The sequence below is a fragment of the Micromonospora sp. D75 genome (genome assembly GCF_018070405.1).
GTDB lineage: Bacteria > Actinomycetota > Actinomycetes > Mycobacteriales > Micromonosporaceae > Micromonospora > Micromonospora chalcea.
In genome coordinates this window covers 1-12,082 of sequence record NZ_JAGPXV010000115.1, presented here as the reverse complement: position 1 = coordinate 12,082, position 12,082 = coordinate 1, and the positions used below count along the sequence as shown (strand labels likewise).

General features: G+C 74.8%; 9 protein-coding genes and 1 pseudogene. 3 read left to right on the top strand and 7 right to left on the bottom strand.

What is annotated here, in order from left to right:
• Nucleotides 1-40: 40 nt before the first annotated feature.
• Complete coding sequence (locus tag KBX39_RS10035; protein ID WP_210870148.1) at nucleotides 41-3,397, bottom strand: S8 family serine peptidase; 3,357 nt, start codon at nucleotides 3,395-3,397, stop codon at nucleotides 41-43.
• 140 nt (nucleotides 3,398-3,537) lie between these two features.
• Here KBX39_RS10035 and KBX39_RS10030 point away from each other — a divergent pair, with 140 nt between their 5' ends.
• The gene (locus KBX39_RS10030; protein WP_064447909.1) at nucleotides 3,538-4,104 is read left to right on the top strand and encodes a sugar O-acetyltransferase; all 567 of its coding nucleotides are present in this window, start codon (nucleotides 3,538-3,540) and stop codon (nucleotides 4,102-4,104) included.
• 83 nt (nucleotides 4,105-4,187) lie between these two features.
• Nucleotides 4,188-6,773, top strand: coding sequence for a hypothetical protein (locus tag KBX39_RS10025; RefSeq protein ID WP_069087330.1), 2,586 nt, complete (start codon nucleotides 4,188-4,190; stop codon nucleotides 6,771-6,773).
• A 43-nt stretch (nucleotides 6,774-6,816) separates the two neighbouring features.
• Here the strand turns inward: KBX39_RS10025 and KBX39_RS10020 are convergent, their stop codons facing one another.
• The 5 genes and pseudogenes from KBX39_RS10020 to fdxA form a co-directional block, all read right to left on the bottom strand.
• Nucleotides 6,817-7,464: a nucleoside/nucleotide kinase family protein gene (locus KBX39_RS10020; protein WP_043328439.1), complete on the bottom strand. Its 648-nt coding sequence runs from the start codon at nucleotides 7,462-7,464 to the stop codon at nucleotides 6,817-6,819.
• Nucleotides 7,464-8,108 carry an SIMPL domain-containing protein gene (locus KBX39_RS10015; protein WP_210870146.1) on the bottom strand — a complete coding sequence of 215 codons (645 nt, stop codon included), beginning with the start codon at nucleotides 8,106-8,108 and terminating at the stop codon, nucleotides 7,464-7,466. The genes KBX39_RS10020 and KBX39_RS10015 overlap by 1 nt, the downstream gene beginning before the upstream one ends.
• 5 nt (nucleotides 8,109-8,113) lie before the next feature.
• Nucleotides 8,114-9,129: pseudogene (locus KBX39_RS10010) on the bottom strand (prephenate dehydrogenase).
• Between the two features lies 1 nt (nucleotide 9,130).
• Nucleotides 9,131-10,159, bottom strand: coding sequence for a succinyldiaminopimelate transaminase (dapC, locus tag KBX39_RS10005; RefSeq protein ID WP_282102381.1), 1,029 nt, complete (start codon nucleotides 10,157-10,159; stop codon nucleotides 9,131-9,133).
• Nucleotides 10,156-10,482 carry a ferredoxin gene (fdxA, locus tag KBX39_RS10000; protein WP_007464872.1) on the bottom strand — a complete coding sequence of 109 codons (327 nt, stop codon included), beginning with the start codon at nucleotides 10,480-10,482 and terminating at the stop codon, nucleotides 10,156-10,158. Before fdxA ends, dapC begins: the two co-directional genes overlap by 4 nt.
• Before the next feature lie 78 nt (nucleotides 10,483-10,560).
• Between fdxA and KBX39_RS09995 the strand changes: the two genes are divergently transcribed.
• Nucleotides 10,561-11,595: a GNAT family N-acetyltransferase gene (locus KBX39_RS09995; RefSeq protein WP_210870144.1), complete on the top strand. Its 1,035-nt coding sequence runs from the start codon at nucleotides 10,561-10,563 to the stop codon at nucleotides 11,593-11,595.
• 11 nt (nucleotides 11,596-11,606) lie between these two features.
• Here KBX39_RS09995 and KBX39_RS09990 read toward each other — a convergent pair whose 3' ends face one another.
• Nucleotides 11,607-12,071: a hypothetical protein gene (locus KBX39_RS09990; RefSeq protein ID WP_104115157.1), complete on the bottom strand. Its 465-nt coding sequence runs from the start codon at nucleotides 12,069-12,071 to the stop codon at nucleotides 11,607-11,609.
• Nucleotides 12,072-12,082: the final 11 nt, after the last annotated feature.

Below are 12,082 nucleotides of genomic sequence, written 5' to 3'. Positions count from 1 at the left end.
GTCCGGGTCCGCGCCCACCGCGCGGACCCGGACGGCCGGCTCACCGCAGGCGGTACGCCTGGATGATCCGCTGGGTCACGGTGGTGCCGGCGTCGTCACGGGCGGTGGCCCGCAGCGACGCGTATCCCGGGCCGGCCGGGTGCCGGACGGTGGCCGTCCACGCCCCGCCCTGCTTCTTCAGCGTCGCCTTGTGCCAGGTCTTCCCGCCGTCGTAGGAGACGTCGACGGTGAGCGCGACGACCCGGCCGGACGGCGCGCCGGGCTGGCGCTGCACCGCCACCGGCACGGTGAACGTCCGGCCCGCCGGTGCCGAGCTGTCCACCGCCAGCGGCGGGGTGAACCTGACCGCCATGGCCGGCAGCCGGGCCGGCACGTCACCCGGAACCCGCTTGGAGCGGAACGTCCAGCTCGCCGAGACCTCGGTGCTCAGGTCGGTGAAGCCGCGCTTCGCCACGGTCTCCAGCCGGTAGTTCGCCGCGCCCGGCGGCACCGTGAACTCGCCGTACCCCGGGTAGGGCGACTCGCCGACCAGCTTGCCGTTGCGGAACAGCCGCGTGTGCTCGGTGTCGTTCAGCGAACCGCCCGGGTGCCCGGCCGCGTCGCTGTGCACCGGCAGCGCGACCACGATGCTGTCGCCGATGCGGGTGATGCTCTCCTCCGGCCAGCGCGGCTGCGGGAACGACGGGCCGAAGGGGCCCTTGTTCCATTCCTCGGTGTAGGTGCGCCCGGCCCGGTAGCGGGTGGGCACGGACTGCAGCACCGCCCGCGCCTCCAGCCAGCCGTCCTCGCCCCGCTCACCGAAGTCCAGCTCGGCGCTCCAGCGGGTCTTGGCGGTGGAGAGGTGCTCGATCCGCTTGCCGGGCACCTGGACCGGCAGGACGATCGCCGAGCCGCCGATGTCGTAGTCGGACTCCGGGAACACGACCCGTTCGTTGTCCATCCCGGTGTAGCCGGCGGCGAACCGGCTCGTGACGGTGGCGAAGTCGGCGGGCCGGTAGTGCCTGACGAAACCGGTCGGGAACCGGCCCGGGAACTGCTCGTTCAGGCCGTAGAAGTACGGGCTGCGCTCGGGCGCCTTCGCTTCGGTCCACTGGCTGGCGACCGCGCCGACGAAGAGGTCGGCGGAGACGTTGCGGCCGACCTGGGCCGAGTAGAGACCGTCGAACTTGTCGGCCCAGAGCCCGAAGCTGGCTTGGAAGTCGTCGAGCTTCCAGGCCGCGGTGAGGTCGATCAGCAGCGGTGCCGCGCCGCGCTGCGGCACCGTGGTACGGACCGGCTTCGCCGCCCGCGCGTCCAGCACGAGCCGCTGGTTGCCGGTCACCACCAGCTCCGGCTGGGCGAGGAAGGAGACCTCCGACCAGCCCTCGTCGCCGGCTGCGAAGATCAGGCTCTGCACGCCGTACCGGCCCTTTGGCACCCGCAGCCGGGCCTCGCCGTCGGCGTCGTACACGTCGCGGTAGCTGGCCTCGTCGAGCCCGAGCAGGCTGGTGAAGTAGTCACCGGTCAGAGCGCCGGAGCGGTTGCGGTGCGTCACCGTCAGGTCGTAGCTCTCCACCTCGCGGTCGACCGCGAGCGGGGTCACCGCCACCGCGTCGCCGGCGCGGGCGACCAGGCGGCCGGTCCAGTAGCCGTCGGCGCCGCCGAGCCGGGTGTCCACGACCACCGTCACCTGGGCGCTGCCGCCCGCCGGGACGGTGAGCCGGGAGGCGCTGAGGGTGAGCATGCCGGCCGGTGCGGACCGTCCGCCCGGCCCGGTGAACTCGGTGCTCAGGTCCAGCGTGACCGGGGCGGTCCCGCCGTTGCGGTAGGTGACGGTCCGGCTGATCGGCTGGTCGTCGGTGTGCGGCCAGGTCGCCACGCCGAACGAGACGGACGGCGGGTCGCTGGTCACCTGCTGGGTGATCGCGCGGGCGAGGTCGACCCGGCCCGCGCCCTGCTGGTACGCGGTCTGCTCCGGGTGCGGCTTCGCCGAGGCCATCAACGTCGCCTTGTAGCTGGCGGGCGTCCAGCCGGGGTGCTGCTGGGCGAGGAGCGCGACCGCGCCGGCCACGTGCGGCGTGGCCATCGACGTGCCGGACAGTGCGGCGTACTTGTCGCCCACCGGGTCGCCGATCTCGCCGTGTGCGGCCCGGGCGGCCACGATCTCCACGCCGGGCGCGGTGATGTCCGGCTTGATCGCTCCGTCGCCGGCCCGGGGGCCACGGCTGGAGAAGTCGGCGAGCGCGTCGTCGCGGTCCACGGCGCCGACCGCCAGCGCGGCGTCGGCGCTGGCCGGCGACCCGACCGAGCCGTCGGCGCCGTCGTTGCCGGCGGCGATCACGAAGAGCGTCCCGTGCTGCTCGGTGAGCGTCCCCACCGCCTCCTCCAGCGGGTCCACCTCCGGCGTGTCGCCGCCGCCGAGACTCATGTTGACCACAGTGGCGTGCTGTTCGGCGGCGGCCCACTGCATGCCGGCCAGGATGGCCGACTCGGTGCAGCCGTAGACCTCGCAGACCTTCCCGGACAGCAGCGTGGCGTCCGGCGCGACGCCCCGGTACTTCCCGCCGGAGGCGGCCCCGCTGCCGGCGATGGTCGAGGCCACGTGGGTGCCGTGCCCGACGATGTCGTCCGGGTTGGTCTCCTCGGTGAAGTTGCGCGACTCGGCGACCTTGCCCGCCAGGTCCGGGTGGGTGAGGTCGACGCCGGTGTCGAGCACCGCGACCCGGACGCCCTTGCCGGTGTATCCGGCGGCCCAGGCGGTCGGCGCGCCGATCTGCGGCACGCTGTGGTCGAGCGTCACCCGCCGCCGGCCGTCGAGCCAGATCCGCTCGACACCCCCCGCCGCGTCGAGCCGGGCACCGGAACTGTCGGCGCTGACCGCGTTCCAGAGCGCGCCGGTGTCGCTCTTGGACGCGACGACCGCCGCGCCGGTGATCGCCGGCAGGTCGCGGGTCACCCGGGCGCCGGCGAGCGGAGCCGCCGCGCGCCGGGCCATCCCCGGCCGGTACGTCACGAGCAGCGGTACGGTGTCGCGCCGCGCGTCGTCGTAACCGGCCTCGATCAGCCCGGTGACGTCGAACAGCCGCCGGTCGAGTTTGCCGGCGCGGACCAGCGGGAGCGCGTCTTGCGGCAGCACGGTGAGGCGGTCGCGCTCGCGGCGGACCAGGAACTCGATGCCGGTACGCCCGGCGCCGGGGCGTACCGCGGCGTGGTCGCCGGTGACGGTGACCCGGTCCCCGGTGATCAGGGTGACGGTGGCCGTACGGTTGCCGGCCTGTTCGGACGGGCCGGTGGGCGCGGTCGGGCCGGTGGGCGCGGTCGGGCCGGTGGGCGCGGCAGCCCGCGCGGGCACCGGCAGACCGAGCGCCAGCGCCAGGGCCATGCCCAGCGCGCCCAGTTTTCTGCGATTCCGGAGCAACCTTCCTCCTTCGTCGAACGTTTCATCGATGAGGGACACATCGATGCGGGTATCAGCATTGCATACCGCGTATGCATCGGGAAGTCGCCGATCCGACGGAACCGCCACCACGCTTCCGAACCGGCCGGGACGATCGAGCGATGACCTCCATGAAGGACCGGATGCTGGCCGGCGAGCAGTACATCGCCGACGATCCCGCGATCATCGCCGACCTGGCGCGCGCGGCCCGGCTCAGCGAACGCTTCAACCGCAGCTCCGCCGACGATCCGGCGGGCCGCCTCGCCGCGCTGCGCGAACTGCTCGGCTCACTCGGCGAGGACGCCTGGGTCCGGCCGCCACTGCACTGCGACTACGGACACCAGACGCACATCGGCCCGCGCACGTTCGTCAACTTCAACGCGGTCCTTCTCGACGTCGCCCGCATCACCATCGGCGCGGACGTCCAGATCGGACCGAACGTGCAGTTGCTCACCGCCACCCACCCGGTCGAACCGGAGGCGCGCCGGGCCAAGTGGGAATCCGCACAGCCGATCACCATCGGTGACAACGTCTGGCTCGGCGGCGGAGTGATCGTCCTGGCCGGGGTGACCATCGGCGAGAACACGGTGGTCGGCGCCGGCGCTGTCGTGACCCGCGACCTGCCGGCCAATGTGGTGGCGGTGGGTAACCCCGCTCGTCCGATCAGAAGCCTGACTCAGCCATCCTGAGCTGCGGGAACAACCGCTCCAGCGGATGCGGACTCCAGCCCCGGCGTGCACTCTGAGTAGTAGGGCGTTCACCGGGAGGCACTATGGAGCGGGTCCTCGAACTACGGGTGCACGGGGTGTCGAACACCCCGCCGGATCAGCTGCTCGGCCTGAAAGCAGGCGCGAACGGTGACGGTGGGCAACCAGCACTCGTCGCCGGCGGTCAGGTGACCGGCTTCTACCGGTCCACCACAGCCGGCCGGGACGACCCGATCACCGTCGAGGCGTACAGCTGGGGGCAGTTGACCTCCGGCGCGCGGACCCGGCGGGACGTGGAACGGGCGCTGTGGACGCTGCTGCTCCCTTTCGCCCTGGCGAACGTCGCGCTGCACGCCCGCGCGGGCATCCCGCCCGACCCGGACCAGGAGCGCTGGGCCAGCCGGTCCGGCATCACCGCCTGGCTCATCCGCCTGTTCTGCCTGAGCCTGACCTGCACGCTCGTCATGACCGTGACCGGCGTCGGCGTGGACCTGATCGGCTGGCAGTGCGTGGAGGCGGACTGCCTCGGCCGGCTCCCCGGGCCGTGGCAGTTCCTCGGCGACTCCTGGTGGCGGCAGGGCACCCGGGCGCTCGCGCTCGGACTGCTGCTGCCGCTGCTCGTGCTGGCCGCGATCGGACTCGTCGCCTTCCGCACCTACCAGTACGAGGCGCAGATGCCCGCCGACCCGCACCACCATGCGCCCGTCCGGGAAGACGGTGAGCCGGTCGAACCACCGGAGCCGCGCGAGCCGCCGCAGAACCCGCTCCAGGATCCGACGTTCTGGAACGGGGAAGGGCAACTGCGCCGCGCCGCCGTGCTGCACCTGTGCACGGGCGCGGTCACCGCCGCCGCCGTACCCGTCACCGCGGTTCTCATCATGGATCCGCCGCGCGGCCTGCGGGCCGCTGTCGCCTGGCCGACCGTCGCGCTGCTCGCCGCCGTGGTGACGATCGCCGTGATCGCGGTGGCCCGGCCCTGGTTGAGCCGGCGCCAGGGCGCCACCCCGCTCGGCCGGTGGAGCATCGCCGTCGCGGCGCTCACCGCGCTCGGTCTGGTCGGCACGTTCGTCCTGCTGCTGCTGCCCGAGGGCCCGGCCGGCCAGCCGCTGTCGGCGTACCGGCCGCCGCTCGGGTGCGCGGCGCAGCCGGAGATCGCCGGCTGCCATGCCGACCGGTCACTGCCCGGGTACGACACCGCCATCGCCTGGCTCGTCGCCTACCAGGTGCTGCTGCTGGTGGCCATCGCCGCGGCGAACCGCTCCGGCCGGCGGGCACTGGCCGGTCCGGCCGCCGGGGCGCTGCTGCTGCCGCTGGGCGCGACCTGGATCGAACACGGGCTGCCCGGCCTGCCCGACGCGCCGGACGCGCTGCGCACCTGGATGCTCGTCGGCCCGGCCGGTGTGCTGGCCGGCATCGGACTGCTCCTGCCCCGCCTGCGCCCGACGGTGCCGACCCAGCCGCTCGGCGCGTACACCGATCTGGCCTGGCGGGGCTGCGCCCCGGCGGTCATCGCCGGTTTCGGCTGGATGATGGCGGCGGCCTACTGCGCCGGACTGCTCTACTGGGTCAGCGACCGGCTGGACGCGTCGGCCGAGCCGAGCGGCCCGAGCCGGGTGATACCTCCGCTCGCCGTCTTCTGGGCCGGGCTGGCCTGCGCGGTCGGCCTGCTCGCGCTGATCGGGCTGCTGGTCCGGGTCGCGGTCCTGCTGCACCGCCTGCGCCGGGTGGAGTACGCCCGGCTCACCGCCGCCCCCGGCCTGTCCGCGCACGACCGGCGACGCTGCCGCGACGTCAGCACGTACCGGGCGCTGCACCGGCTGGTCGGCGAGCACGCGGTCCGGCTGATGGGCTGCTACGCCGCGTTCTGCGCGGTCCTGGTCACGCTCTGCTGCGCCGCCGCGCTCTCCGGCGAACGGCCGAGCCCGCTGTCCCCCTCCGGCTGGCAGACCGCCATCCACTGGACCGCCGAACGGGGAGACGCCATCCTCGGCTGGCTGCCGGTGGTGATGGCGGCGCTCGGGCTGCTGGTCTACCGCACCGACTCGGTACGCCGCTCGGTCGGCGTGATCTGGGACGTGTGCACGTTCTGGCCCCGGGCCGCGCACCCGCTCGCCCCGCCCAGCTACGCCGAGCGCGCCGTACCGGAACTCCAGACCCGGGTCGCGGGCCTGCTGGCGCTACCGCCGCACCACAGCGACCGGATGGACGGCGTCATCCTCTCCGGGCACAGCCAGGGCACCGTCATCTGCGCCGCAGTGCTTCTGCAACTGCCCCGCCGGTGGCGGCTGCGTACCTGGTTCTTCTCCTACGGCTGCCAGCTCACCCGGCTCTACGGGCGGGTCTTCCCGTCCTACTTCGGCCCGGAGCGGCTGCGTACGCTGGCCGGCGCGCTCACCTGGCCCGGCGGCCACGTGGCCTGGACGAACTTCTGGCGGGACACGGATCCGCTCGGCTGGCAGGTCAGCGCCGGGCAGCGGGACGTGCCGGTGGCGGACCCGGAGGCGCTGCACCCGACCGGCGGCGAGGTGGCCGACCCGCCCATCCGCAGCCACAGCGGCTACCCGGAGGCGGCGGAGTTCACCCGCGAGCGCGCCGTGGTGGCCCGGTTGCTGCGCCGCACCGTGCCGTCGCCCCGGCAACGGGCCGGCTGACCGTGCGCCGGTGCGGCGGCGGATCGGCCGGCAGCGCCCGGCGTCACGCCGGCGGCGGGTCGGCCAGGCGGACCACCAGGTCGGCGTGCACGGCCGTGCCCGCGACCAGCCGGGCGTTCTCCTCGTCGCTGCCCAGCGCCCAGGCCCGGGCCTGCTCCGGCGACTTCCCGTACGCCTCGTGCCGCGCGGTGAGGCGGCGCACCCGCACCTCCGCGTCCAGGTCGAGGAACCAGGCCTCGTGCAGGAGCGTCCGCACCTCCTCCCACGGGTCGTCCCGCAGCAGCAGGTAGTTGCCCTCGGTGACCACCAGGCGCACCTCGGGCGGGACCTCGATCGCCCCGGCGACCGGCTCCTCCAGGTCACGGCGGAACTCCGGCGCCCACACCGACGTCGGCTCCAGCCGGCGCAACCGGCGCAGCATCGAGGCGAACCCGTTGACGTCGAACGTGTCCGGCGCGCCCTTGCGCCCCGACCGGCCGAGCCGCTCCAACGCCGTCCCGGCCAGGTGGAAGCCGTCCATCGGGACCAGCCGGGCGACCGGGCCGAGCGCGGCCACGATCCCTTCCGCCAGGGTGGACTTGCCCGCACCGGGTGCCCCGGCGATGCCGAGCAGCTGACGCGGGCCGGCCTCGGCCAGCGCGCGCGCCCGGGCGACCAGGTCGTCGAGCCCGAGCACCTCCGCCGCCGGCATCAGCCCAGCACCGGCTCGCTGATGATGAACCGCGCCTCGACCGCCGCCTGCACCGGCTGCGGCGCCGGGTCCAGCTCCAACTCCAGCTCCGGCTGCTCGCCGGAGCGCGCGTACGCCGCCTTGACCATCATCGGCGGGGACGCGCTCAGCCCGGTGTCGGACAGCTCCCGCAGCGCCGTCACCCGGGCGCCGAGCGCCTCGGCGTACTCCCGGGCCCGGACCAGCGCGTCCGCGATCGCCGCCTGCCGCGCCTCCCGGTAGGCCGGGCTGTCCGGCCGCAGCGACCACACCGGGCCGGCCACCTCGACCTGCTCCTGGTCGGCCAGGCGGAGCATCAGCTCGCCCAGCGCGGTGAAGTCGCTCGTCGTGACAGTGGTGCTCACGCTGCCCTGGTAAGCCACCACGCGGTCGCCGGAACGCCTCGTCACCGGCCAGACGTGCACCTGGCCGGTCTCCCGGCGCTCCACCGCCGGCTCGGCCGCGTCGAGCAGCGCCCGCACCGCGGCGGCCCGTTCGGCCAGCCGGGTCAGCGTGGTCTCGCGATCCCGGTCCCGGGCCGTCGCCGTCACCGTGAACCGCGCCAGCTCGGGCGCCACCTCCCGGTACGCCTCACCGCGTACCGCCACGACCGGTGCGTCCGCCATGCCGCTCAGCCTAACGGCGGCGTGGCCGGCAGGTGCCCCGTGTAGGTGACCGCGCCGCCCGCCTCGCGTACCCCGGTCAGGTGACCGCCCGCGGCGCCCAGCTCCCGCAGGTACGCCAGCTCGCCGACGTGGTCGGCGGGCACGGGAACTCCCGCCGGTGCGCGGTGAACTCGCGCGCCCGCAGCGTGGACCGGGTCTGCCGCCCCTCGGCGAGGCGCTCGGCCAGCGCGTCGGCGTCGCCGGCGCGCAGCGCCTCGGTCAGCTCGCCCAGGAAGACGCCGAGCGCGTCCAGCTCGGCGAGGACGCGGTCGCGGTTCCCGAGCAGCATGTTCGCGGTCCGTTCGGGCGGCCCGCCGGCGACCCGGGTGCCGTCGGAGAAGCTCCCGGCCGCGAGCGTCAGAACCGCGTCCCGCAGCGCCGACCGGTGCACGGTGCCGGCCAGCGCCCCGGCGAGCACGTGCGGCACGTGCGAGGCGAGCGCCGCCGCTCCGTCGTGCTCCGGGGCGGACATCGGCACCACCCGGGCGTGGAAGACGTCCACGAGCAGCGAGGCCAGCCGCCGGAAGGCGTCCAGCCCGGTCGGCCCCGGGCAGAGCACCCAGGCGGCGCCGTCGAGCAGGCCCGGCTCGGCCGCGTCCGGTCCGGCCCGGTCGGCCCCGGCCATCGGGTGGCCCGGCACGAACCGGTGCCCGAGCCCCTGCACGGTGGCGACGGTGCTCACCTCGGCCTTGACGCTGCCGACGTCGGTGAGCACGCACCTGTCGTCGGTGACGGCGGCGACCCGGGCCAACGTCGCCGGCAACGTCGGCAGGGGGCCGCAGAGGAACACCACGTCCCGGCCGGCCACCGCGTCCTCGACCGTGTCGGCCACCACGACGCCCCGCTCGCGTACCCGCCCGCGGGTCTCCGGGTCCGGGTCCCAGCCGGTCACGTCGAGCCCGGCGTCGCGCAACCGGAGCAGCAGCGAACCGCCGATCAGCCCGGTGCCGACCACCGCCGCCCGTGCCAGCTCGCCCGCCATGTCAGGACCCGGCGAGCCGCCCGGCCACCGCGTCGACACGCTCGTCGGACTCGGTGAGCGCCACCCGGACGCAGTCCTCGTCGCGGGTCAGCCAGAGGTAGAGGCCGGCCTCCGAGTGCTCGACCGTGAAGCCGGCCCCGGTGAACGCCGCACGCAGCTTCTCCCGCCGGACGCGGTAGCGCTCCCGCTGGGCGTCGGCGTGCTCCTGGTCGCCGAGCGCGGCCACCATCGCGGCCTGCACCGGCGCGGGCACGATCAGACCCGCGTGCTTGCGGATCTTGAGCAGCTCGGCCACCAGCGCCGGGTCACCGGCGACGAAACCGGCCCGGTACCCGGCCAGGTTCGAGCGCTTGGACAGCGAGTGCACCGCCAGCACGCCGTCGTACGAGCCGCCGCACACCTCGGGCGAGAGCACCGAGACGGGCTCGGCGTCCCAGCCCAGCGGCAGGTAGCACTCGTCGCTGGCCACCACGGCCCCGCGCTCGCGCGCCCACTCGACCACCTTGCGCAGGTGGGCGGCGGGCAGCACCCGGCCGGTCGGGTTGCCCGGCGAGTTGACCCAGACCAGCCGGACCCGGGGATCCGGGCCGAGCGCGGTCAGCGAGTCGGTGCGTACGGTGGTCGCGCCGACCAGCCGCGCCCCGTCCTCGTACGTCGGGTAGGCCACCGACGGCACCACCACCACGTCACCGGGGCCGAGCCCGAGCAGCGTGGGCAGCCACGCCACCAGCTCCTTGGAGCCGATCGTGGGCAGCACGCCCAGCCCGTCGACGCCCGCGCCGCAGGCCCGGGCGACCCACGCCGCGATCGCGTCCCGCAGCGCTGCGGTGCCGGCGGTCAGCGGGTAGCCCGGCGCGTTCGACGCGTCGGCCAGCGCCTGCCGGATCAGCTGTGGCACCGGGTCGACCGGCGTGCCCATCGACAGATTGATGAGACCGTCCGGATGCGCCGCGGCCGTGGCGGCCGCGGCGTCCAGGGTGTCCCAGGTGAAGTCGGGCAGCCGTGCCGAGACCGGCGAGCGCCGGTTCAGTGGCCCTCGCCGCGCGGCGGCTGCGCGGCGACGAAGGTGGCGTCCTTCTCCACCTTGCCGATCTTCGAGGCGCCACCGGGCGAGCCCAGGTCCTCGAAGAACTCGTAGTTGGCCCCGGTGTAGTCCTTCCACTGCTCCGGGACGTCGTCCTCGTAGAAGATCGCTTCTACCGGGCAGACCGGCTCGCAGGCACCACAGTCGACGCACTCGTCGGGGTGGATGTAGAGCATCCGGTTGCCCTCGTAGATGCAGTCGACCGGGCACTCCTCGATGCATGCCTTGTCGAGCACATCCACGCACGGCTCGGCGATGATGTAGGTCACCGGTCTTCTCCTCCGCAGACTCGTCGCGATCACCCGCAACGGTAAGAGCCTAGTATCTCGCCGGGGAGGGGGTCGATCGTGCTCCGACAGCAGGACGTGGGACACCGGATCGTGGTCCGCCGGATTGTGGGGATTCGTGAGGGCCGCACGCTGTTCTCCGACGCGCTCGGCGAACTCGTCGAGCTGAGCGAGACCCACATCACCCTCGCCACCGACGCCGGCCCGCTGCGCGTACCGGTCGCCGAGGTGCACCGGGCCAAGCGGGTGCCGCCGGCCCGCCGCCCCACCGCCGCCGCCGTGGTCGCGCTGGAGCTGGCCGCCGACGAGGCGTGGCCCGCACCGGTACGCGGACGGCTCGGCGACTGGCGGCTGCGCTGGGCCGACGGCTGGACCGGCCGGGCCAACAGCGCGCTGCCGGTCGGCGACCCGGACCGGCCCCTGCCCGCCGCGCTGGACGCGGTGCAGCGCTGGTACGCCGAGCGGGGCGGCACCGCGCTGGTGAACACCCCGCTGCCGCTGGCCGCCCCGGTCGGCGCCGAACTGGACGCGCGCGGCTGGACGGCCCGGCCCCCGGTGCTGGTGCAGACCGTGCCGCTGCGCGCCCTGGCCGCGCCGCCGGACGCCGGGCTCGCCGACACGCCGCCGGATGCCGACACGCCGACCGCCGGCCCGGACGGCCCGCCGCCGCTCGCCGGCCCGGACGGCCCGCCGCCGGTGACGCTGGCCGGCGCGCCCGCCGACGACTGGCTGGCGATCGCCGCGGGTCGCAAGGGAGGCCTGCCGGACGCCGCGCGGCACGTGCTCACGGCCGTCGACCGGGTCCGCTTCGCGGAGCTGCGGATCGACGGCCGGCTGCTCGCGGTCGGCCGGGGCACGGTGACCGGCGAAGGCCGCTGGCTCGGCGTCAGCCTGCTCGAAGTGCTGCCCGAGGCGCGTCGGCGCGGATTCGCCGTCGCGGTCGTCCGCGCCCTGGCCCGCTGGGGCGCGGCCGAGGGCGCCACGCGGGCGTTCCTCCAGGTGGAGCAGAGCAACACCGGCGCGGTCGAGCTCTACCGCCGGCTCGGGTTCACCACCCACCACACCTACCTGACCCGGGTCGCCCCGGCCGCCTGAACGCCGGAGGGTCAGCGCCGGACGACCCGGCGCGGCCGGGACCGCTTCATCTCGGCGTACCGCTTGAGCTGCCGGGACCGGTAGTCCCGGCCGAGCGCGGTGAGGATCAGGTAGCCGACCAGCACACCGGCGGCGGTGGCGGCGAGATAGAGCCAGATCTGGGCGAAGAAGAGACCGGCGCCACCGCCGAACGGGTTCTCCCCGACCACCAGCGGACCGACGAACACGGTGAGCGCCAGCGCCACCCCCACCGCGGCGGCCAGGTCACCGGCCAGGCGGCCGAGCGGACGGTCGGCCCCCCACCGGAACGCGACGCCCGCCAGGATCAGCCCGATCACCAGGAACATCACCAGCGACACCCGGTCGGACGCGGCGTCGTCGTCCGGGAACGCGAATCTGGTGACCAGCCGGGCCACCACGTTCACCGCGAACAACGCGGCCGCCAGCACTCCGACCGCACGCCACCGCTGACCCATCGCACGCCTCC